The sequence below is a fragment of the Gallibacter sp. Marseille-QA0791 genome (assembly GCF_965119705.1).
GTDB lineage: Bacteria > Bacillota > Clostridia > Peptostreptococcales > Anaerovoracaceae > Lentihominibacter > Lentihominibacter excrementipullorum.
The window spans coordinates 1,313,999-1,334,746 of the sequence record NZ_CBCPMH010000001.1 but is presented as its reverse complement, the minus strand read 5'-3'; the positions used below and the strand labels follow the sequence as shown (position 1 = coordinate 1,334,746).

Genomic DNA, 20,748 nt, shown 5'->3' with positions numbered 1-20,748 from the left:
ATCATGCTGACGAAACGGGGAAACACAGATGTGGAGATGATAAGGCCGGGAATGCGGCAATATCCTGATATGCTGCGGGAGATCCCTGATTTCCCGAAACAGCTTTATTGCAAGGGGAATACGGAGATCCTCGGAAAGAGATGTGTGGCGGTGGTGGGTTCGAGGAATACTACGACATATGGCCGTTCCACAGCTGTCAGATTCGCGGGAGCTATTGCGGAGGCCGGACTGACGGTAGTCAGCGGCCTGGCCCGGGGAATAGATACATGCGCTCATAGAGGCGCTCTTGATGCCGGCGGCGAGACGGTAGCTGTGCTGGGATGTGGAGTGAACGTATGTTATCCCGGGGAAAACGCCGGGCTCAAAAAGGAGATCGAGGAAAATGGTCTGGTGCTTTCTGAATATCTTCCGGACGAGGAACCGAAGCGGTATTATTTCCCTCAGCGCAACAGGATAATAAGCGGGTTAGCGGAGATCACTCTGGTGGTGCAGGCCGGCGCAGGCAGCGGCGCGTTGATAACAGCCGGGCTGGCGGCAGAGCAGGGAAGGGAAGTCTGCACAGTCCCCGGCAATGTGGACAGCCAGTACAATATGGGCAGCAACAAGTTGATCCAGGAAGGGGCTTGCGCTGTATTGAGCCCTGGCGATGTGCTTGAAATGATGGGGGTAAGCGTGTTGTCTGGAAGACAGGCGGAAGAATTACTGGGCGAGAGTGAGCTGCAGGTTTTCCATGCCCTGGAGAAGCACGGTGAAATGACTCTTGATGAACTGTGCGTAGCGTTAGGGAAACCGCCGGCCCGTGTGGCGGGGATAGTATCTGTGATGGAAATGAAAGGCGTCATTTTTTCAGGCATGGGTAAAATTTTTATTGCAAAAGGGTAAAAATATACATATAATCAAATACTAGAAGCTGAACTTAGGTAAAAAAGGAGGAGTCTTCATGGCTGCAGCAAAGAAAATACTGGTAATAGTAGAGTCTCCATCGAAGGCCAAGACCATAGGAAAGTTTTTGGGCGGACGGTATAAAGTCATCGCGTCAGTCGGACATGTCCGCGATCTGCCTAAGAGCAAACTGGGAATAGATATAGAAAACGACTTTGAACCTCAATACATATCTATAAGAGGTAAAGGAGATATCATAAAGGAATTGAAGAAGGAAGCCAAGAATGCGTCTAAAGTCTATCTGGCCACTGACCCGGACAGAGAGGGAGAAGCCATATCTTGGCATTTGGCGTTTTTGTTGGGGATAGATCCGGACGCTCCATGCAGGATCGTGTTCAACGAGATAACAGAGCGGGCTATCAAGGAGGCTATCAAGAACCCTAGACCTATCGATCTGAGCCTGGTGGACGCACAGCAGGCTCGCCGCGTACTGGACAGACTGGTAGGATATCAGATAAGTCCGCTGCTTTGGAGAAAGGTGAGAAGAGGACTTTCCGCCGGCAGAGTACAGTCCGCCGCTCTCAAGATAATATGCGACAGGGAAAACGAGATAAAGAATTTCAAGCCTCAGGAATTCTGGACCATCACGGCTGAATTCAGCAAGAAAAAGAAATTCACAGCCCGGTTGACGGAGTACAGAGGCGAGAAGATACTCATAGAGAACAAGGAGAAGAATGATGCAGTATTGGAAGAGCTGAAAAAGGGCGAATTTGTCGTAAAGAGCCTGGAGGAAAAGGACAGGACCAGGCGGGCGGCAGCGCCGTTCACCACCAGCAGTCTCCAGCAGGATGCTGCCAACAAGCTTAATTTTTCCACCAGGAAGACGATGATGATAGCTCAGCAGCTCTATGAAGGTATCGAGGTCAAAGGAAGAGGGACCATTGGTCTGGTGTCATACATCAGAACCGATTCGGTGAGGATATCCGATGAAGCAAGGGCTGCGTCCAGGGAATTTATCGTAAATACTATGGGCGAGCAGTATTACGGCAACAACGTCTACAAAAACAGAAAGAAGGATGTCCAGGATGCTCACGAGGCTATAAGACCCAGCTATGTGGAGCTTGAACCTGAGTCTGTCAAGGAATCCCTCAGCAGAGATCAGTATAAATTGTACAGCCTCATCTGGAACAGATTCGTAGCCAGCCAGATGGCTCCGGCCAAGTTTAAGGCTTTAAGTGTGGTCATCGCCAATGGTGACTATGATTTCAAGGCGAACGGATCGAAGATGTTGTTCGACGGGTTCCTGAAAGTTTACTCGATGTCAAAGGACGATGAGGCCGACAGACTGCTTCCCGATATGGAAAAAGGAGAGGTACTGCAGGCAGTCGATATAGAAGGCCAGCAGAACTTTACCCAGCCGCCGGCCAGGTTTACGGAGGCCAGTCTGGTGAAAGATCTGGAGGAAAAGGACATAGGGCGTCCGAGTACCTATGCGCCTATCGTGGCGACTCTGACTGACAGAAAATATATTTCAAAAGAAAAAAAATCATTGATTCCTACGGAATTGGGGTTTATAGTAACTGATATGATGGAGCAATACTTCAAGGAGATCGTGGACGCGGGATTCACGGCCCAGATGGAGGAAAACCTCGATGATATAGAGACCAAAGGTGTCAGATGGAAAAGTGTCATAGAGGACTTTTACGATACCTTGAAGGATGAGCTGAAGACAGCTGATGAACAGATAGAAAAGGTCGAATTCAAGGAAGAACCTACGGGAGAGCTGTGTGAAAAATGCGGAAAGCCTATGGTGATCAAACACGGACGGTTCGGGGACTTCGTGGCATGTACCGGTTATCCGGAATGCAAGAATACCAAACCTATCGTGAAGACTATCGATGTCAAATGTCCTAAATGCGGTAAAGATATCGTGGTAAGGAAGAGCAGGAAAGGCAGGATCTTTTACGGATGCAGCGGTTACCCTGACTGTGACCAGGTGTTCTGGAATAAGCCGGTAAATAAGAAGTGTCCCAAGTGCGGGTCTCTCCTGGTCGAAAAGAAGGGCAAGGATACTAAATACGCATGTTCCAACAGCGAATGCGATTACAGGGAATAGGGCTGGCGAAAGTGTCGGCGCGGTAAAAGGAGGTAAATATGGTTCAATTTCATGCGACAACGATCGTAGCAGTGAGAAGAGGACCTGACGATATCTGCATAGGCGGAGACGGACAGGTCACGATGGGAGAAACTGCCATTATGAAGAATGGCGCGAAGAAAGTCAAGAAAATTTATAAGAATTCAATAATAACGGGATTTGCAGGTTCAGTAGCCGATGCCTTTTCTCTTACGGAGAAGTTTGAAGGTAAGCTGGATGAGCACGGGGGAAATCTTAAGAGAGCGGCCGTGGCGCTGGCTCAGCTTTGGCGTTCGGACAAAGCCATGAGGAACCTGGAGGCTCTCATGATAGTGGCTGATAAGAACGATATGCTGGTGCTGTCAGGAACAGGCGAAGTCATAGAACCCGACCAGCCATTCGTAGCCATAGGTTCGGGAGGCAATTACGCTTATTCGGCAGCCAACGCTCTTTACAACAACACGGATCTGGGGGCGGAAGATATAGTGAGAAAATCATTGGAGATAGCCGCATCCATATGCGTCTACACCAATGACCATATTACCATAGAAAAGTTATAGGAGGTAAGGGATGGCCAATAAACTTTATCAGATGACGCCTAAGGAGATCGTAGGCGAGCTGGATAAATATATCATAGGACAGGATGAAGCAAAGAAATCAGTCGCGATAGCGCTGAGGAACAGATACAGGAGAAGCCTGCTGTCTGAAGAGATGAGAGAAGAGATCACGCCTAAAAATATTCTGATGATGGGACCTACCGGTTGTGGTAAGACAGAGATAGCCAGAAGACTGGCGAAGCTGATGGATGCGCCGTTCGTAAAGGTGGAGGCCACTAAGTTCACGGAAGTAGGTTATGTAGGAAGAGACGTGGATTCCATGGTGAGAGATCTGGTGGAAGCTTCCGTCAGGATAACCAAGCAGGCGATGCTGGAAGAAAAGTATTCTGTCGCTGACGAAATAGTCGAGGAAAAGATAATAGAAGCGATAATCCCAGGCAAGAAGAAGCATGTATCTGACAACAAGAACAGAGGACCTTTCGATTTCATACTGGGAAACAGCGGTTATCTGAGCCAGAAAGAGCAGTACGAGCAGCAGAAGCAGGCTGAAGCGGAGAAGGAAGAGCAGCCTGATACGCTGGCCAGAGAACAGGTCAGGCAGCAGCTGAGAGACGGTCTTCTGGAGGAACAATATATAGAGATACAGGTGACTGATACGCCGAAGACCAATACACTGGATATGGGTAACGAGGGCATGAGCATAGCTATCGGCAATATATTCGGAGATATGGCGCCTAAGAAGATGAAAAACAAAAGAGTGAAGGTCAAAGACGCCAGGAAAATACTGAGAGAAGAGGAAGCGCAGAAACTGATCGATATGGATCAGGTCACAGATGATGCACTTGAAAATGCGGAGCAAAATGGTATAATATTCATAGATGAGATCGATAAGATCGCGTCAGGTTCAAGCTACAGGAGTGGTGCGGACGTTTCGCGGGAAGGAGTCCAGCGAGACATCCTGCCTATCGTGGAAGGAAGCGTGATAAATACCAAGTACGGGCCGGTAAAGACGGACCACATTTTGTTCATAGGGGCAGGTGCGTTCCATACAGCGAAGCCTACCGATTTGATCCCTGAGCTTCAGGGAAGATTCCCGATAAGGGTGGAGCTGGAGAATCTGGACAAGGATACTTTTGTGAAGATACTTACAGTTCCGGAGAACGCGTTGATAAAGCAGCACAAGGCGCTGCTTGAGACAGAGGGCATAGAGATAGAGTTTACCGAAGAAGCGATTGACGAGATTGCCACCATGGCATTTTTGATGAATGAGCAGACGGAAAATATAGGAGCCAGAAGACTCCATACAATATTGGAAAAGCTGCTGGAAGATATATCATTCAATATTCCGGACATGGATGAAGAGAAGATCGTGATCGACAGACAGTATGTCAGGGAAAAGTTTGCCGAGAAGATACATCCGGAAGATATCGATAAATATATATTGTAAAAAATTGCTTATGGAAAGCTCCATATGTATCTGCGCGGATTCGGGTATCTATGGAGCTTTTTGTTGAGTTTTACAAAAATTACAATTATTTCACTAAGAAAAGTTAAAACGAAACAGCATCTTTGTGTAATTTTTGTGAAAATACAATATTTTTTTGAAAAATCAAAAAAATGTATTGTGTTATTGGACTCAAAGGGATATAATAAAAATATTCTTAAATATGTAAAAAAATTCAAGTAAAAATAATGAGGTAATAAGATGGGAGATATTTTAAAGAAGATAAGGAAGCTGAACTGGATGCTTCAGGAGAGTCCGACGGGAGCATTCTCTTTTAATGAGATGTGTGAGCTGATGAGCGAATTTATGGATGCTAACGTCTATATAACCAACAGGCACGGAAAAGTCATAGGAGTGGGATACAAGAGCAAATCCGACAGTATGGCCATATCCGATACGGAGACCGGATCGGAAGTGCTTCCTGAAGAGTATAACGAAGAGCTGATGAGAGTCAGGGAGACGACGGCTAATTTGTCGGGAGATGAAGCTCTCAGGATATTCAAGTATGATTATGACACGGCGGACAAGCTCCACACCATAATCCCGATCCTGGGAGGAGGACAAAGATGGGGGACTCTGGTGTTGACCCGATATTCCCCTTCATTTGAGGAGGAAGATCTGGTAATAGGCGAATATGGAGCCACTATAGTCGGGATGGAGATACAGCGAAGAAAGTCTCTCGAACGCGAGGAGGAGGAGAGAGAGATAGCTATGGTACAGATGGCCATAGGTACTCTTTCCTATTCAGAGATAGAAGCTGTTCAGCAGATCTTTGCCGAGCTGGATGGAGACGAGGGTTTGCTTGTGGCAAGTAAGATAGCCGATCGATCAGGAATAACCAGATCGGTGATAGTCAATGCTCTCAGGAAGCTGGAAAGCGCCGGAGTGGTGGAATCCAGATCTCTCGGAATGAAGGGTACGAGGATAAAAATAACTAATTCCAAGTTCAAAGATGAGCTCAATAAGATGACTATATAGCGAGATGATACTAAAAGCGTAATTGTGACAAGGGACTCCTGCCGTGCATATGATGCAATGGCAGGAGTTTTTCGATGGGAAAACCTTTCTGCCGGGCGGAGCGTCATCCGGAACTGATGGAGCCGGCCGCCTGACGGAGGGAGACATGTATAGGAAACGGGGAAAAAGAAAGAGCGGCATATTAAGAGGTGCGGCGGCTCTGGCGCTGGCGGCAGCCATGATATTTACCGGTATACTGCTGTGGGTGGAAGTGATAATAGAGCCTAACCTGGAAGATGTGTCCAGGATGAGGGCGGAAGTCCTGGTGTCCAGGGCAGTCAACAAGGCATTGACAGAACAGTTCGGCAAGGAAGATCCACAGAAGGACTTTTTCATAGTCAAGAAGGATGAATCCGGGAGGGCGGAGATGGTGCAGGCCGATTCTATCGCCATAAATGTCATGATGACGGAGCTGACGGGATGCTTGCAGCAGGCTTTCAGGGAGATGGATGAGGAGACGCTGGAGGTGCCGGTAGGTTCTCTCTTCGGAAGCAAACTTTTTTCTCAGACAGGGCCATACATGGATCTGGCAGTGGTGCCTCTCAGCGTGTTGTCGACTGATTTCAGGACGGAATTTGAGGAACAGGCTATAAATCAGACAAAGTACAAGATATACATAGTGCTCAGTTGTCGTGTCAAGGTCATGGCTCCCTTCTGCTCAAGGACTTTCGATACATCTACCACTGTGCTGTTGGCGGAGACAGTGATACTTGGAGAGGTCCCGGACAGCTTTGTACAGGTGCCTGAAGAGGATATTTTGGATGTAACGTGATGAAAAGTGTGGTAATATAGGGTTATGCTTAGATTCAACGAAAACAACGAGATCGTGAAAGAGGAATACAGGGCCATCATCGTCGGCATACGGCTGGACGATGATATTTCCTATTCGATGGATGAACTGGAAGGTCTGGCGGAGGCAGATGGCATAGAGGTGCTGGGTCGTGTGATCCAGGCGTTGGAAAAACCCAATACAGCAACATTGATAGGGAAAGGCAAAGTACAGGAACTGGCGGAGATGTGTTCTGCTATGGAAGCGGACACCATTGTCTTCAACGAGGAGCTTTCGGGCGTACAGATGCGGAATCTGGAGGAAGCTACAGGTGCGAGGATAATCGACAGGACAGTGTTGATATTGGATATATTTGCTGACAGAGCCACGTCAGTGGAGGGGAAGCTGCAAGTAGAGCTTGCTCAGCTTCAATATAGACTGCCCAGGCTTACAGGATTCGGAAAGGCATTGTCACGCCTGGGAGGAGGAATAGGAACAAGGGGCCCGGGAGAGAAGAAGCTGGAGACCGACAGGCGTCACATCGCAAGGCGTATAGATGATATAAAGGCGGAGCTGAGAAAAGCCGGACTCAACAGGCAGATCCAGCGAGCCGGCAGAGACAAGTCGCGGCTGCCTGTGGCGGCGCTGGTAGGATATACCAATTCGGGAAAGTCGGCCATCATGAACAGTCTTCTTTCCATGACAGAAAGAGACGACAAGCTGGTAAAGTCGGAGGACATGCTATTTGCTACGCTGGACACTAAGCACAGGAAAATAGCTGTCGAGCAAGGATGCGAGTTCATTTTGATAGACACGGTGGGCTTTGTCAGCAAGCTGCCTCATGGCCTGGTGGAAGCGTTCAAATCCACCCTGGAGGAAGTCAAAGACGCGGATCTGCTCATACACACAGTGGACAGCTCGTATGAGAACAGAGACTTCCAGATAGAGGTGACGAACAAGGTCATAGACGAACTGGGAGCCGGGGGAAAGAGGAAGATCATGGCCTATAACAAGATGGATCTGGCCGACGAGAGACCACTGGATGTGAGCGGCCATGAGGCTGTATATATTTCCGCAAGGACCGGGGAAAATATGGATCATCTTCTTTCAGCTATAAAGGAGGCGCTGTTCGGAGACAGAAAGCATGCCAGGCTGAGGATACCTTATGACAAAGGAGCGGTGACATCGTATCTTTGTGAAAATGGGGAGATAACAGCCATCGAGTACCAGCCGGAGGGGACGATGCTGGAAGGCAGCTTCGATCCCGGTGATTATCAGAAATACAGAAAATTCGAGATCAACGGAGAGGAATAGCATGGAACTATATAAAACAGTGAGGAAAGAAGCGGAAGCGGAGCAAGTGGTGGAGCGTTCCAGATTCATAACTCATGTGAAGCCTGTTTCTTCCCGGGAGGAGGCTGACCAATTCGTGGCTTCCATAAGAAGCAGATATAAAGATGCTACCCATAACGTACCGGCTATGGTGATAGGAGATAAATCCCAGATACAGTGGGCCAGCGATGACGGAGAGCCGCAAGGCACGTCGGGAGCCCCTATAGTGCAGATGCTGGTGAGCGAAGGGATAACTGACGTAGCAGTGGTCGTCACCAGATATTTTGGTGGGATAAAACTTGGTACAGGCGGTCTGGTGAGGGCATATACAGGAAGTGCCAAGCTGGGGATAGAAGCAGCCGGGATATGCCGCGTCTGTGAGATATGGATTATGAAAGTCAGGATGGACTATACTTTTTTGGCAAAAGTGCAGAACATGGCGAAAAAGCGGCTGCTGGACAGCGGAGATGAGACGGCGGAGTTCACGATAGGAGAAATATCGTACGCTGATAAAGTGACGATGGATATCATGACGACTCCGGAGCAAAAGGAGAATGTCGCGGATTTGATTTCCAATATCACATCCGGTACGGCACATGTACTGGAAGAGAAAAAAATTTTGGAAAAAGTTTAGAAAAATATTGACATATTACAACTTATACTGTATAGTAAATAAATGTGTCAAGCAGAATATTTTGGAGAACGTGGGCGCTTAGCTCAGCTGGGAGAGCACCTGCCTTACAAGCAGGGGGTCATAGGTTCGAGCCCTATAGCGCCCACCAATTATCTCTAAAAGACGACGATGCGGTCCGGTAGTTCAGTTGGTTAGAATGCCAGCCTGTCACGCTGGAGGTCGACGGTTCGAGCCCGTTCCGGATCGCCAATTTTCTGGAAAGACACGACACATGCTGGCGTGGCTCAACGGTAGAGCAGCTGATTTGTAATCAGCAGGTTGGGGGTTCGATTCCCTCCGCCAGCTCCAAAAGAGGGGATCGGATCCGAAAGGGCCCGAGCGTTGCGAGAAAGTCCGGTGGACTTTCGAGCAGCGAGATGTCCGCAGCCGCGGTAACGCAGCGGCAAGGACGGCAGATGCGAAGCATATGTGTAATTCCCTCCGCCGGCTCCAGCAGCTGGCAGAGTCCGGCACAGCGAGGAGATGCTGCGGGAGAAAAAACTTCCATAGTGTTAAATTAAGTACTGGACATTTATTAAAAATATGTTATAATAGCAAAGCAGACTTTATCGAGGGATTCCCGAGTGGCCAAAGGGGGCGGACTGTAAATCCGTTAGCTGAGCTTTCGGTGGTTCGAATCCACCTCCCTCGACCAATATATGCGGAAGTGGCTCAGGGGTAGAGCATCGCCTTGCCAAGGCGAGGGTCGCGAGTTCGAATCTCGTCTTCCGCTCCAAATGTGCGGATGTAGTTCAATGGTAGAACCTCAGCCTTCCAAGCTGATGGCGTGAGTTCGATTCTCATCATCCGCTCCAATTTTTTAAGGGCTCATAGCTCAGCTGGATAGAGCAACGGCCTTCTAAGCCGTGTGTCCGGGGTTCGAATCCCTGTGGGCTCGCCAATTTTTTAAGATGGGGTATAGCCAAGTCGGTAAGGCAGCGGACTTTGACTCCGTCATGCGTAGGTTCGAGTCCTGCTACCCCAGCCAACATGACCCATTAGCTCAGTCGGCAGAGCACTTGACTTTTAATCAAGGTGTCCGGAGTTCGAATCTCCGATGGGTCACCATTTGAAAGGCATGGGGTCATCTGGAAAAGCGGAACACGGACTTACCGAAGAGCATGAGGAGAGGTGTCCGAGTGGTTTAAGGAGCTGGTCTTGAAAACCAGTGACTCCGAAAGGGGCCGTGGGTTCGAATCCCACCCTCTCCGCCACATAGGAAACGAGAGGGTCGGGACGCAGCTTCGCCTCACGCGTCAGAACTGACTGGCGGTTGCCGCGGAATCAATAGAGTATAAGATAAAGAGTTTAGTTTTAGCCTGGAGAAGTACTCAAGAGGCTGAAGAGGACGGTTTGCTAAATCGTTAGGGTTCGCAAGGGCCGCATGGGTTCGAATCCCATCTTCTCCGCCATTTATTGCGAAGTGATTGAGCAGATCGCATTCGCAGTCGTGTAGGGGTATAGCTCAGTTGGTAGAGCAGTGGTCTCCAAAACCACGTGCCGTGGGTTCGAATCCTACTGCCCCTGCCAAGTAACTAAACCGATAACGGGGTGTAGCGCAGTTTGGTAGCGCAACTGGTTTGGGACCAGTGGGCCGCGGGTTCAAATCCTGCCACCCCGACCATTATCCGACAATAGTTGGGCCATTAGCTCAGTTGGTCAGAGCGTCCGGCTCATAACCGGCAGGTCCGGGGTTCAAGTCCCTGATGGCCCACCATATAATATTGATAAGTAGTTTGCCCAGATAGCTCAGTTGGTAGAGCAGGGGACTGAAAATCCCCGTGTCCTTGGTTCGATTCCGAGTCTGGGCACCACTTACTTAATAAAGATAATCTCTTGCTGACTATGTCCGAGGGATTATTTTTTCTTTGAGCGATAAATAATAGAGACAGGAAAAGTTACAGGGGGAGGATATGGAAATGGAGATTTTTGATGTGTTCTGCTATTCGATCATGCCCATAAGCAGTATCGGAGGCGGCGTGGAGCTGGGCAGTCAGCTGGAGCTGTCTGTGTGGCAGAGCTGTGGCGCGACACTTATAGGCGGGCTGCTGCCTGTGCCTTTTCTCCTGTTGGTCCTGGGCGCACTCTCCAGACGTCTGGGCATCGCCGAAAAGGTAGAGAAAAAGGTCAGAGGTATTTTGAGCGGGATCATAGTACTGGTCATCGCGATGATACCTTTTTTGCCGGCAGCTCCGTGGATCAGCTCGGCGGCAGCCGCGACGCTGGGGATGTCATTTCCTAAAGCTCTGGCGATTATCTGTCTGGGAAGCGTGATATCTGCGGGGATCGCAGTCGGGATACAGATGTACGGATGATGAACATGATATGATGTCAGTGTAAGGAGAAGGAAAATGGCACAGTTATATTACAGATACAGCACGATGAACGCCGGTAAATCCATAGAAGTCATAAAGGTTGCGTATAACTATGAGGAAAGAGGGAAAAGGGTGCTGGCGTTGGTACCCAGCACTGATACCAGATATGGCAGAGGCAGGATAACGTCGAGAGTCGGACTCAGCAGAGAAGCTACGGTGGTCAATGATGACACCAATATCCTGGAACTATTCATGAAGGAAAACGATAAAAAGACCATAGACTGCGTGGTGGTCGACGAGTGTCAGTTCCTTAAAAAGCATCATGTGGAGGAACTGGTGGAGATAGTTGATAGCTTCAACATACCGGTCCTGGCTTACGGACTCAAGAACGATTTTAAAAATGAGCTCTTCGAGGGGTCGTATTATATGCTGATATACGCCGATAAGATAGAGGAGATAAAGACTATCTGCTGGTGCGGCAGAAAGGCCACCATGGTGGCACGTGTCATAGATGGAAAGTTCACTAAAAGTGGGGAACAGATAATGGTAGGAGGCAACGACATGTATGTCTCGTTGTGCAGGAAGCATTACAATGAGGGGCGTATAGGCCCTAAGGAGTGACGGCGGCGTCCCGGCTGATGCATCTGCCTTGCCATGTGTTTCGCAGACGCAGCTCTCTGTGTATCTGGTTGAGGACAGTTCGTTTTTTGTAGCTCCAGGCAGGAGAGATGAGAGTGGAACGAGGCGCATCGGCGGAGAGCCTGTGGACAGTCATCTCGCTGGGTATCAGTTCCAGGGCGGATATGACCAGATCCACATAATCATCTATAGTCTCAAAGGAAACATAATCGGGATACAGGTATTCCATCTGTGAGCCTTTAACCAGGTTCAGCATGTGGAGCTTGATCCCGAATATTTTTTTCTTGCAGACATATCTGATGGAATCCAACATCATTTCTTCCGTTTCTCTGGGCAGCCCAAGTATCAGATGAGTAACTGTCCGGATCCCCTTTGATGCCAATTTTTCCACCGCGTTGTCGTAATCGTCCAGGCTGTAGCACAAATTCATCCTCTCCATGGTATGGCGAAAAGTGGTCTGGAGCCCCAATTCCACCCACATGAAGGTGCTGTCGTTGATTTCTGACAACAGTTCCAGCACATCTTCAGGAAGGCAGTCTGGCCGTGTGGCGATGGCGATGCCTATGACGTTGGGATGATCCAGGGCAGCATAAAATTTTTTCCTCAGTTCGTTTACAGGAGCATATGTATTGGTGTGGCTCTGGAAATACGCTATATATCGGGCCTTGGGCCATTTGTCCGACAGCAGCTCTATCTGCTGATCCAGATCGGTCATGATATGTCCCGAGCCGGAGGCCATGTCGCCGGAACCACTGGCGGAACAGAACAGACAGCCGCCTGTCCCTTTGCTGCCATCACGGTTAGGACATGTGAAGCCGCCATCCAGCGACAATTTGACGACCTTTTTGCCGAACCTTTTTTTCAAATATGTGTTTATGGTATTTATCCTCAGCTCCTGACCGTCGGAAGTGTCGAAGATCAGGGGCTTGCGGTCCTTATCCATGGCAGCCTGCCCTTCCCGATTTTTCGTGATATCTACATTTTCAACGATTTGATTATATGATATAATAAACCATTATGATTGTATGTAACAAGTGTTTCTTTGAAATCGAGGAAAAATTCATACTCAGAGATGATCTGAAGGAGTTTTCCGATAAGCCGAAGCTTCTGCTGCACAGCTGCTGCGGACCGTGCAGCACTGCCGTAGTGGAGAGACTGGTGGATGAGTTCGATGTTACCGTATTTTTCTATAATCCATGTATAACGGAAGAGGATGAGTACCAGAAGAGGCTTGCTGCTCAGATGGAATTCATAGAAAAGTTCAACAGGGAAAACATCGGCAGGACGCGGATATGGTTTATGGAAGGCGCGCACAGGCCAAAGGATTTCTTTGTTGAGGTAAAGGGACTGGAAGGAGAGCCGGAAGGAGGGACCAGGTGCAGAGTCTGTTTCAGACAGCGTCTGGAAAAGACGGCGGAGACCGCCAGCATGATGGGCTTCGATTATTTTGGCACGACTCTTACGGTAAGCCCCCACAAGGATTACAAGCAGATATCCGCGCTGGGAAGAGAGCTGGCGCTTCGATACGATCTTTCGTTTCTCGACAGGGATTTCAAGAAAAAGGATGGATTCAGACGCTCTGTGGAGCTTTCGAGAAAATACGGACTGTACAGGCAGAATTACTGCGGTTGTATATATTCAAAACGTGAAGGGGAGGACTGATATGCACGAACTCATAATACCTAAGAATTACACGCCGTTTATAGACTACATGGAGAGTCAGCGGGCAATAAAAAAGATAAAGGATTTTTTCCAGCAGGAGCTGGCTTACGGCCTGAGGCTGAGAAGAGTATCGGCTCCGCTGTTCGTGGCTCCGGAGACGGGGCTCAATGATAACCTCAACGGCGTCGAGCGGACCGTCAGCTTCACAGTAAAGGACATGGGAGAAAAAAAGGTGGAGATCGTCCAGTCTCTGGCTAAATGGAAGAGGATGGCTCTGGGAAAATACAACTTCAAGCCGGGAACCGGACTCTACACCGATATGAACGCCATAAGGCGCGACGAGGAGCTGGACAATCTCCATTCCATATACGTGGACCAGTGGGACTGGGAAAAGGTCATCAATAAGGAGGACAGGACCGAGGAATACCTGGAGGATACAGTGGTCACCCTCTACAATGCCATCAAGAATCTCAACGACTACGTCAACAGGCTCTACAATGAACTGAAGACTGAGCTTCCAAACGAGATATTTTTCATAACTTCCCAGGAGCTGGAGGATATGTATCCCGACAAGACGCCTAAAGAGAGAGAGGACGCTATAACGAAGGAAAAGCGTGCGGTATTCATCAAGAAGATAGGCGGACTGTTGAAGTCCGGTAAGAAGCATGACGGCAGAGCTCCTGATTACGACGACTGGGAGCTGAACGGTGACATAATCCTCTGGAATGACGTGCTGGAGAGGGCTTTTGAGATATCTTCCATGGGGATACGGGTGGACGAAAAGGCCATGGACAGACAATTGAAAGAGGCGGGCGCTGACGATAGAAGAAGCATGGAATTTCACAGGATGATATTGGACAGACAGCTGCCATATACCATAGGTGGCGGTATAGGGCAGAGCAGGCTTTGTATGTACTTCCTGCGAAAAGCTCATATAGGAGAGGTCCAGGCATCCATATGGCCTGAGGAGATGGTTAAGGAGTGCAGGGAAAACGATATTTTCCTGCTTTAACGGATGAAATACATAGATCTTATAGTAGACAACAGGAGTGACAGCACTGATAACCCATATACCTACGGGTGTGAAGACGACAGTGTTTCCGTTGGCAGCCGGGTGTTGGTACCCTTCGCCAACGGGAACAGGCTGAGAAAAGGGTACGTGGCTTCCGTCATGGACAACGTGGCCGATGACATGAAGGCAAAACTGAAATTCGTGGAAGAAGTGGATGAAGAGGTGTCTCTCACACCGGAGATGATGAGGACGGCCGTGTGGCTCAGAAACAGATATCTGTGCCGGTATATAGACGCTGTCAGGTGCTTTACGCCGGCGGGAGAAAAGGCTAAACGAAGAGAAAAAAAAGATCCTTTTGCGGGCCGTGAAGATAAAACGGATCCGGTGAAAAAACTGACGGAGCAGCAGACTGAAGCTCTGGAGAAGATAACGCGGGCCATAGAAGAAGGAAAGCACGCCAGATTCCTCATACATGGCGTGACGGGAAGCGGCAAGACGGAGATCTACATAAGGGCGGCAGAGAAGACGCTGGCTCAGGGAAAGAACGTCATCGTGCTTGTCCCCGAGATCTCTCTCACGACCCAGACTATCGACAGGTTCACCGGCAGGTTCGGCAGCGGGAGGATGGCTGTACTCCACAGTCGTATGACTCCGGGAGAAAGATATGACCAGTGGAAGAAGATAAGGGACGGCAGGGTGGACATCGTCATAGGAGCTCGCTCGGCCGTTTTTGCTCCTCTTGAGGATATCGGCCTGATAGTTATGGATGAGGAACATGAAGCTACATACAAGTCTGATCAGACTCCAAAATACGATACTGTGGAAGTGGCGATCAAACGACTCCAGGACAGGGACAACGGCGGAGTCCTGATATTGGGAAGCGCTACGCCGTCGGTGGTCACCTACAGCAGGGCCAGAGACGGGATATATCAGCTGTTGGAGCTGACAGAGCGATATAATAAAGTATGCATGCCTGAAGTCAGCGTGGTGGATATGAGGAGCGAATTGAAGTCCGGCAACAGGTCGATGATCAGCAGGGAATTGTATGTGGCTATGAAGGAGGAGCTGGAGAGAGGCAAGCAAGTGATGCTGTTTCTCAACAGACGGGGATATTCCACTTTCATTTCGTGTAGAGAGTGCGGATATGTAGCCAGATGCCCGTCCTGCGGCCTGTCACTGACTTACCATAAAGAAAGCGGACGGACTGTTTGCCATTACTGCGGCTACAGTTGTCAGGCGCCGCATCAGTGCCCGGAATGCGGCAGCAAGTATATAAAGTATTTCGGCAGTGGTACGGAAAAAGTGGAAGAGACCATAACCCAGCTGTTCCCGGGATATGTGACGGAGAGAATAGATTTGGATTCGGTCAGGAAAAAGGGAGAACTGGAGCGGAAGCTGAAGGAATTCGGGAAAGGAAAGACTCATATCCTGATAGGCACCCAGCTGATAGCCAAGGGTCTGGATTTCAGGAATGTAGGACTGGTGGGTATCATCTCGGCGGATGTGTCGCTTAATATCCCTGACTTCAGATCTCCCGAGCGGACACTGCAGCTGATAATACAGGCGGCAGGCAGAGCGGGCAGAGGTGATGAGAAGGGCCGGGTGATAATACAGACGTACAGCCCGGAGCATTATGCGGTGACTTTTGCCGCGGCCCAGGATTACAAGGGCTTTTTCGAAACTGAAATAACACTGAGGATGTATATGGGGTATCCGCCTTTCAGCGATATGTTCCAGGTGGTGTTCTCCTCGAAAGACAAGGAAACGGCCCTGCGGGGAGCGGAGAGCTGGTACGGCAGGCTCAGAGCTGTCATGGATCCTGATGAACGGGGCAGCGTGTTCCCGCCTCAGGAAGCCTATATGAAGAAAATAAATGATACCTACAGGTATTCCATGCTGATAAAGTGCGCCAGGGGCAAGCGCAGGGAATATTCGGCAATGATAAGCATGCTCAAGGAGGAGGACCGGAAGAACAGGAAGAAAAAGTATACGGCAGTTGTGGATGTCAATCCATACAGTTTTGTTTAGGAGGTGCAAGCGATGGCGTTGAGAAATATAGTGGAGAGAGACGGTGTGGATAGTGAGACTCTTTATAAGAGATGCAGGCCGGTGGACGATGTCAATGACAGGATAAGGGTCATGCTGGACGATATGGTGGAAACTATGCGGCAGGCCGGAGGTGTAGGGCTGGCAGCTCCCCAGGTGGGGATATTGAGGCGGCTCTTCGTAGCCGAACCGGAGCCTGACGAGGTATATTACTTCGTCAATCCGGAAATCGTAAAGACGGAGGGGAGTCAGGAAAGCCAGGAGGGATGCCTTTCTGTGCCGGGATATGTCGGCATCGTAGATCGCCCTGAGAAGATAACCATTCGGGGATTGGACAGGAACGGTAAAATGCAGGAAATGGAATTCGAAGGCTTTGCGGCGACAGTCATGTGTCACGAGTATGATCATCTGGATGGCATACTTTATACGCAGAAGGCCAGGGATGTGCGTCTCATAACTGAGGACGACGAAGAGACGGAGGACGATCGATGAGGATAGTGTATATGGGAACGCCTGATTTTGCCGTCCCGGCTCTGGAAAAGCTCTACCGGGAGGGATATGAGATACCTTTCGTCGTGACCCAGCCGGATGCAGTCAGGGACAGAGGGAAAAAGGTGAAGTTCTCGCCGGTGAAGGAGAAGGCACTGGAGCTGGGTCTTCGCGTGGAACAGCCTCAGAAGCTGAGAAAGGATCAGGAGTTCCTCAGGTTGCTGAAGGATACGGCCCCTGACTTGATAGCTGTGGCGGCGTATGGACAGATACTCCCGAAGGAAGTGCTGGAAATACCGGTCATGGGATGTGTGAATATACATGGTTCGTTGCTCCCGCGTTTCAGAGGGGCGGCGCCTGTACAGCGCGCCATCATGGAAGGTGATCGGGAGACCGGGATAACCATCATGTACATGGCGGAGGGTATCGATACGGGCGATATGCTGGCGAAACGCTCTACGCCTGTGGATCATAAGACAGGACAGCAACTCCACGACGAGCTGGCTGTCATGGGAGCGGAGCTGCTGGCGGAGACGATACCGCAGCTTGGTCAGATAAAGGCGGAAAAGCAGGATGAGGCCAGAGCTACTTATGCGCCTATGATTTCCAAAAAAGAAGGACATATAGATTTTTCTCAGAGCCCGGACAGGATAGAGAGGAGCGTCAGAGCCTTCGACCCATGGCCGGGGACGTATGCTTACCTGGGCGAGAAGATGATGAAGATATGGCAGGCGGAAGACAGGGAGGATCCCACCAACGCCGCGCCGGGAACCATACTCGCTGTCGGCGGCGACGGTATAGATGTGGCTGCCGGAGGCGGCGTGCTGAGGGTGACACAGATACAGATGCCCGGTAAAAAAAGAGTTGCCGTCAAAGAATATTTAAAAGGCAATTCTATTGAAATTGGAACGGTTTTAAGATAAAATTATAGACTAAGGGGTAATATATGTATTTTGGTATGTTTGATCCTACGATAATAATACTGATCCCTGCTATTATTTTCGCTGTCTACGCGCAGTCCAAGGTGAGCAGGGCATACAGGAAGTATTCAAGGATAGCCAACAGAAGAGGGATGACGGGATATCAGGCAGCGAGGATGATCCTTGACAGCAACGGACTGGCCCATGTGCCTGTAGAGATAGTCGCGGGCAGACTTACGGACCACTACGATCCGTCCAGAGACGTCATGAGACTCTCATCGCAGGTATATAACGGGACATCCATAGCATCGGTCAGCATCGCGGCTCATGAATCGGGTCATGCGATACAGGACGGGACATCCTATGGATTTTTGAGGTTCAGGAATGCTATCGCGCCGGTGGTGAGTCTGATTTCCACGGCATCATGGCCGCTGCTTCTGATAGGATTGATAATAATCTGGCAGGGAAATGCCGCCACGGGAAATTTTTTGTTCGATCTGGGGATCATATTTTTCTCCGCGGTAGTGCTGTTTCACACCGTAACGCTGCCGGTGGAATTCAACGCCAGCAGCAGAGCGATAAAACAACTGGTGTCTCTCGGGATAATAGACGAAGCGGAGATGAGAGGCGCGAAAAAGGTGCTGTCGGCGGCAGCTATGACTTATGTGGCCGCGTTGGCTACGTCGGTGGCTAATTTGATCAGGATATTAATGATTAGGGGGCGCAATTAATGGACGCAAACCGAAAGACCGCCTATCTGGCTCTTATGGATGTGGAGTCGAGAAAGGCGTATTCAAATCTGGCTATCAATCATCAGATAATAGTCAACAGGCCGAACTCACAGGGATTCGTGCGTGAACTGGTATACGGGGTGCTGGAGAGCAAACTGACGCTGGATTATTATATAGATCAGCTGCTTACAGACGGTATAGACAGCGTCAGGCTTCCGGAGCTGACGATAATAAGAATGGGTATTTATCAGCTGGGGTGCATGAATTCAGTGCCGGAATACGCCGCCGTGAACGAGAGTGTCATGTTGGCGAAGAAATATTGCCGGGGCAAGAGCGGGCTGGTCAACGGAGTCCTTCGTGAATATCTGAACAAGAAAATGCAGCTGAGACTTCCTGACAGAGCTGACGATGAGGTGAAATATCTGTCGGTCAAGTATTCCTACGCGCCGTGGATAGTGGAAATGTGGCTGGAATACTACAGTACCGATTTCGTGGAAGAACTGCTGAGAGCGGGCAATGAGACTCCTCCCGTTACCGTGAGGATGAACTGGCTCAAGGTGATGAAGAAGGATCTGATATCCAAGCTGGAAAGCCAGGGCTTCGAAGCAGAAGAGGGAAAGCTGTGTCAGAACGCGCTGAACGTCAGAGGCAGTGGCCTTCTGGACACGGAGATGTATAAGCTGGGGATGTTCACACCTCAGGATGAAAGCTCTATGCTTGTGGCTGAGAAGGTAGACCCTAAGCATGGCGATGTGGTGATGGACGTATGCGCCGCACCGGGAGGAAAGACTACAGCCATAGGGGAAAGGATGAACAATTCCGGAAAGATAATAGCTTCGGATATCTACAGGAGAAAGCTGGATATCGTGGACAAGGAAGCTAAAAGACTGGGAATAACCAATATAGAGACAAGATCATGGGATGCCACAAGGGTGGACTCATCGATGATATACAAGGCTGACAGAGTCCTGGTAGACGCGCCATGTTCAGGGCTGGGCGTCACCAGAAGGAAGCCGGAGATAAAGTACAAAGCGTTTTCTGAAGATATGGCGCTGTTGCCGAAGAAGCAACTGGCCATACTTTCGGCTTCGTCTCATTATGTGAAACCGGGCGGAAGGCTGGTCTACAGCACATGTACCATAAACCCGGCGGAAAATGAGAAGGTGACCGATACGTTCCTGAAGAAGCATCCGGAATTCGTCAAGGTGGAGAGGACTCTCCTGCTGCCTAACGTTAACGGGACGGATGGATTCTTCATATGCGTCATGGACAGAAAAGCAAGCATCCTGTAGGCTTCGGAAAAGCGTGGAAAGGACGGAAAGGGCAGAGACTCGATGGTACAGATCGGATTCAAATGTAACAAGGGAATAGTTCGTGAAAAGAACGAAGACGCGTGCTTCGTCATACCGAGTCACGATGTATATATAGTAGCTGACGGTGTAGGCGGCAACAACTCCGGAGAGGTGGCCAGCAGAACAGCCGTCAGCGAGATAGCCAGCTATGTCAACAACAACGGGCTGGAGAAGTATAAGGAACCGGATGAAATATTCGGTTTTTTTGCGGAGGCTATAGACAGCGCCAACAGGAAGATATATTCCATGGGAACAGTCAACAGAGATAACCGGGGAATGGCGACAACTATAGTGCTGGCCTATATTTTCAAAGGAGCCGCTTATATAGCCAATATAGGCGACAGCAGAGCATATCTGTTCAGGGCAGGAGTTCTGAGCAGGATAACGAAAGACCATACATATGTCAACGAGCTGATAGACAAAGGACTCATAACTGAAGAGGAAGCGGAAAACCACAAGCAGAAAAACGTGATAACCAAGGCTTTAGGCGCTGACATATCGGTAGAGCCTGATTTTTACAGGCTGGAGGTCTCCAGAGACGATATGCTGATCCTGTGTTCCGACGGACTTTACGGAGAGGTCCCTCCGGAGCGGATAGCGGATATCCTGGATGATCACGACAACATGAACGACGCCTGCACCGCACTGGTGGATGAAGCGTTGAGACTTGGCGGAAGAGACAACATTACAGTGATTTGTTTAAAAATATAGAGT

General features: G+C 49.5%; 19 protein-coding genes and 15 tRNA genes. 33 read left to right on the top strand and 1 reads right to left on the bottom strand.

What is annotated here, in order from left to right; genetic code table 11:
• Positions 1–3: 3 nt before the first annotated feature.
• The 25 genes from dprA (at position 4) to ACQY69_RS06095 (ending at position 11,804) form a co-directional block, all read left to right on the top strand.
• Positions 4–882: a DNA-processing protein DprA gene (gene dprA, locus ACQY69_RS06215; protein ID WP_428259472.1), complete on the top strand. Its 879-nt coding sequence runs from the start codon at positions 4–6 to the stop codon at positions 880–882.
• Between the two features lie 58 nt (positions 883–940).
• Positions 941–2,998 carry a type I DNA topoisomerase gene (topA, locus tag ACQY69_RS06210; protein WP_428259470.1) on the top strand — a complete coding sequence of 686 codons (2,058 nt, stop codon included), beginning with the start codon at positions 941–943 and terminating at the stop codon, positions 2,996–2,998.
• 38 nt (positions 2,999–3,036) lie between these two features.
• On the top strand, positions 3,037–3,576 hold the full coding sequence (gene hslV, locus ACQY69_RS06205; RefSeq protein WP_428259468.1) for an ATP-dependent protease subunit HslV: 540 nt from the start codon (positions 3,037–3,039) through the stop codon (positions 3,574–3,576).
• A 10-nt stretch (positions 3,577–3,586) separates the two neighbouring features.
• A complete protein-coding gene (gene hslU / locus ACQY69_RS06200) occupies positions 3,587–5,020 on the top strand; it encodes an ATP-dependent protease ATPase subunit HslU (protein ID WP_428259467.1) in 1,434 nt (477 codons plus the stop codon).
• Between the two features lie 258 nt (positions 5,021–5,278).
• Positions 5,279–6,055, top strand: coding sequence for a GTP-sensing pleiotropic transcriptional regulator CodY (gene codY, locus ACQY69_RS06195; RefSeq protein WP_428259465.1), 777 nt, complete (start codon positions 5,279–5,281; stop codon positions 6,053–6,055).
• Positions 6,056–6,200: 145 nt separating this feature from the next.
• Entirely contained in the window at positions 6,201–6,866 is a 666-nt protein-coding gene (yunB, locus tag ACQY69_RS06190; protein WP_428259463.1) for a sporulation protein YunB, read from the top strand.
• 24 nt (positions 6,867–6,890) lie between these two features.
• Positions 6,891–8,177, top strand: a complete 1,287-nt coding sequence (hflX, locus tag ACQY69_RS06185; RefSeq protein WP_428259462.1) for a GTPase HflX — start codon at positions 6,891–6,893, stop codon at positions 8,175–8,177.
• A 1-nt stretch (position 8,178) separates the two neighbouring features.
• On the top strand, positions 8,179–8,829 hold the full coding sequence (locus ACQY69_RS06180; RefSeq protein ID WP_428259461.1) for a YigZ family protein: 651 nt from the start codon (positions 8,179–8,181) through the stop codon (positions 8,827–8,829).
• 72 nt (positions 8,830–8,901) lie between these two features.
• A tRNA-Val gene (locus ACQY69_RS06175) sits at positions 8,902–8,977 on the top strand.
• A gap of 24 nt (positions 8,978–9,001) precedes the next feature.
• Positions 9,002–9,078: transfer RNA gene (locus tag ACQY69_RS06170), tRNA-Asp, on the top strand.
• A 24-nt stretch (positions 9,079–9,102) separates the two neighbouring features.
• Positions 9,103–9,177: transfer RNA gene (locus ACQY69_RS06165), tRNA-Thr, on the top strand.
• Between the two features lie 261 nt (positions 9,178–9,438).
• Positions 9,439–9,523: transfer RNA gene (locus ACQY69_RS06160), tRNA-Tyr, on the top strand.
• Positions 9,524–9,529: 6 nt separating this feature from the next.
• A tRNA-Gly gene (locus ACQY69_RS06155) sits at positions 9,530–9,604 on the top strand.
• Between the two features lie 5 nt (positions 9,605–9,609).
• A tRNA-Gly gene (locus tag ACQY69_RS06150) sits at positions 9,610–9,683 on the top strand.
• Positions 9,684–9,692: 9 nt separating this feature from the next.
• Positions 9,693–9,769, top strand: a tRNA-Arg gene (locus ACQY69_RS06145).
• Between the two features lie 11 nt (positions 9,770–9,780).
• A tRNA-Gln gene (locus ACQY69_RS06140) sits at positions 9,781–9,856 on the top strand.
• A 4-nt stretch (positions 9,857–9,860) separates the two neighbouring features.
• A tRNA-Lys gene (locus ACQY69_RS06135) sits at positions 9,861–9,936 on the top strand.
• Between the two features lie 57 nt (positions 9,937–9,993).
• Positions 9,994–10,082: transfer RNA gene (locus tag ACQY69_RS06130), tRNA-Ser, on the top strand.
• Positions 10,083–10,189: 107 nt separating this feature from the next.
• Positions 10,190–10,280, top strand: a tRNA-Ser gene (locus ACQY69_RS06125).
• A 42-nt stretch (positions 10,281–10,322) separates the two neighbouring features.
• Positions 10,323–10,398 (top strand) — tRNA-Trp (locus tag ACQY69_RS06120).
• A gap of 17 nt (positions 10,399–10,415) precedes the next feature.
• Positions 10,416–10,492: transfer RNA gene (locus ACQY69_RS06115), tRNA-Pro, on the top strand.
• A gap of 16 nt (positions 10,493–10,508) precedes the next feature.
• Positions 10,509–10,585, top strand: a tRNA-Ile gene (locus ACQY69_RS06110).
• A 21-nt stretch (positions 10,586–10,606) separates the two neighbouring features.
• A tRNA-Phe gene (locus ACQY69_RS06105) sits at positions 10,607–10,682 on the top strand.
• 105 nt (positions 10,683–10,787) lie between these two features.
• On the top strand, positions 10,788–11,183 hold the full coding sequence (locus ACQY69_RS06100) for a small multi-drug export protein (RefSeq protein ID WP_428259459.1): 396 nt from the start codon (positions 10,788–10,790) through the stop codon (positions 11,181–11,183).
• A gap of 36 nt (positions 11,184–11,219) precedes the next feature.
• Complete coding sequence (locus ACQY69_RS06095; protein WP_428259458.1) at positions 11,220–11,804, top strand: thymidine kinase; 585 nt, start codon at positions 11,220–11,222, stop codon at positions 11,802–11,804.
• On the opposite strand, the gene ACQY69_RS06090 is transcribed toward ACQY69_RS06095, so the two are convergent.
• Positions 11,794–12,765: a TIGR01212 family radical SAM protein gene (locus tag ACQY69_RS06090; RefSeq protein WP_428259456.1), complete on the bottom strand. Its 972-nt coding sequence runs from the start codon at positions 12,763–12,765 to the stop codon at positions 11,794–11,796. The genes ACQY69_RS06095 and ACQY69_RS06090 overlap by 11 nt on opposite strands.
• 74 nt (positions 12,766–12,839) lie before the next feature.
• On the opposite strand from ACQY69_RS06090, the gene ACQY69_RS06085 reads away from it, so the two are divergent.
• From ACQY69_RS06085 to ACQY69_RS06050, 8 genes are read left to right on the top strand one after another with little or no spacing between them, the layout of a single operon-like run.
• The gene (locus tag ACQY69_RS06085) at positions 12,840–13,484 is read left to right on the top strand and encodes an epoxyqueuosine reductase QueH (protein ID WP_428259454.1); all 645 of its coding nucleotides are present in this window, start codon (positions 12,840–12,842) and stop codon (positions 13,482–13,484) included.
• A 1-nt stretch (position 13,485) separates the two neighbouring features.
• The gene (gene asnA / locus ACQY69_RS06080) at positions 13,486–14,496 is read left to right on the top strand and encodes an aspartate--ammonia ligase (RefSeq protein ID WP_428259452.1); all 1,011 of its coding nucleotides are present in this window, start codon (positions 13,486–13,488) and stop codon (positions 14,494–14,496) included.
• Between the two features lie 3 nt (positions 14,497–14,499).
• Positions 14,500–16,524 (top strand): replication restart helicase PriA, encoded by a 2,025-nt coding sequence (priA, locus tag ACQY69_RS06075; protein ID WP_428259451.1) that lies wholly within the window; start codon positions 14,500–14,502, stop codon positions 16,522–16,524.
• Between the two features lie 12 nt (positions 16,525–16,536).
• A complete protein-coding gene (def, locus tag ACQY69_RS06070) occupies positions 16,537–17,034 on the top strand; it encodes a peptide deformylase (protein ID WP_428259449.1) in 498 nt (165 codons plus the stop codon).
• Entirely contained in the window at positions 17,031–17,954 is a 924-nt protein-coding gene (gene fmt / locus ACQY69_RS06065) for a methionyl-tRNA formyltransferase (RefSeq protein ID WP_428259448.1), read from the top strand. Before def ends, fmt begins: the two co-directional genes overlap by 4 nt.
• Before the next feature lie 23 nt (positions 17,955–17,977).
• Positions 17,978–18,682: a zinc metallopeptidase gene (locus ACQY69_RS06060; RefSeq protein WP_428259446.1), complete on the top strand. Its 705-nt coding sequence runs from the start codon at positions 17,978–17,980 to the stop codon at positions 18,680–18,682.
• Complete coding sequence (gene rsmB, locus ACQY69_RS06055) at positions 18,682–19,974, top strand: 16S rRNA (cytosine(967)-C(5))-methyltransferase RsmB (RefSeq protein WP_428259445.1); 1,293 nt, start codon at positions 18,682–18,684, stop codon at positions 19,972–19,974. The genes ACQY69_RS06060 and rsmB overlap by 1 nt, the downstream gene beginning before the upstream one ends.
• Positions 19,975–20,016: 42 nt before the next feature.
• Positions 20,017–20,745 (top strand): Stp1/IreP family PP2C-type Ser/Thr phosphatase, encoded by a 729-nt coding sequence (locus tag ACQY69_RS06050; RefSeq protein ID WP_428259444.1) that lies wholly within the window; start codon positions 20,017–20,019, stop codon positions 20,743–20,745.
• The last annotated feature ends 3 nt before the right edge of the window (positions 20,746–20,748 follow it).

What these genes read in the sequence shown, in the direction of transcription:
- yunB (WP_428259463.1), top strand. Translation starts at nt 6,201, where the DNA reads ATGTATAGGAAACGGGGAAAAAGAAAGAGCGGCATATTAAGAGGTGCG.
- def (WP_428259449.1), top strand. Translation starts at nt 16,537, where the DNA reads ATGGCGTTGAGAAATATAGTGGAGAGAGACGGTGTGGATAGTGAGACT.
- ACQY69_RS06085 (WP_428259454.1), top strand. Translation starts at nt 12,840, where the DNA reads ATGATTGTATGTAACAAGTGTTTCTTTGAAATCGAGGAAAAATTCATA.
- asnA (WP_428259452.1), top strand. Translation starts at nt 13,486, where the DNA reads ATGCACGAACTCATAATACCTAAGAATTACACGCCGTTTATAGACTAC.
- dprA (WP_428259472.1), top strand. Translation starts at nt 4, where the DNA reads ATGCTGACGAAACGGGGAAACACAGATGTGGAGATGATAAGGCCGGGA.
- hslU (WP_428259467.1), top strand. Translation starts at nt 3,587, where the DNA reads ATGGCCAATAAACTTTATCAGATGACGCCTAAGGAGATCGTAGGCGAG.
- rsmB (WP_428259445.1), top strand. Translation starts at nt 18,682, where the DNA reads ATGGACGCAAACCGAAAGACCGCCTATCTGGCTCTTATGGATGTGGAG.
- topA (WP_428259470.1), top strand. Translation starts at nt 941, where the DNA reads ATGGCTGCAGCAAAGAAAATACTGGTAATAGTAGAGTCTCCATCGAAG.
- priA (WP_428259451.1), top strand. Translation starts at nt 14,500, where the DNA reads ATGAAATACATAGATCTTATAGTAGACAACAGGAGTGACAGCACTGAT.
- ACQY69_RS06050 (WP_428259444.1), top strand. Translation starts at nt 20,017, where the DNA reads ATGGTACAGATCGGATTCAAATGTAACAAGGGAATAGTTCGTGAAAAG.
- ACQY69_RS06060 (WP_428259446.1), top strand. Translation starts at nt 17,978, where the DNA reads ATGTATTTTGGTATGTTTGATCCTACGATAATAATACTGATCCCTGCT.
- fmt (WP_428259448.1), top strand. Translation starts at nt 17,031, where the DNA reads ATGAGGATAGTGTATATGGGAACGCCTGATTTTGCCGTCCCGGCTCTG.
- hslV (WP_428259468.1), top strand. Translation starts at nt 3,037, where the DNA reads ATGGTTCAATTTCATGCGACAACGATCGTAGCAGTGAGAAGAGGACCT.
- ACQY69_RS06095 (WP_428259458.1), top strand. Translation starts at nt 11,220, where the DNA reads ATGGCACAGTTATATTACAGATACAGCACGATGAACGCCGGTAAATCC.
- ACQY69_RS06180 (WP_428259461.1), top strand. Translation starts at nt 8,179, where the DNA reads ATGGAACTATATAAAACAGTGAGGAAAGAAGCGGAAGCGGAGCAAGTG.
- hflX (WP_428259462.1), top strand. Translation starts at nt 6,891, where the DNA reads ATGCTTAGATTCAACGAAAACAACGAGATCGTGAAAGAGGAATACAGG.
- ACQY69_RS06090 (WP_428259456.1), bottom strand. Translation starts at nt 12,765, where the DNA reads ATGGATAAGGACCGCAAGCCCCTGATCTTCGACACTTCCGACGGTCAG.
- codY (WP_428259465.1), top strand. Translation starts at nt 5,279, where the DNA reads ATGGGAGATATTTTAAAGAAGATAAGGAAGCTGAACTGGATGCTTCAG.
- ACQY69_RS06100 (WP_428259459.1), top strand. Translation starts at nt 10,788, where the DNA reads ATGGAGATTTTTGATGTGTTCTGCTATTCGATCATGCCCATAAGCAGT.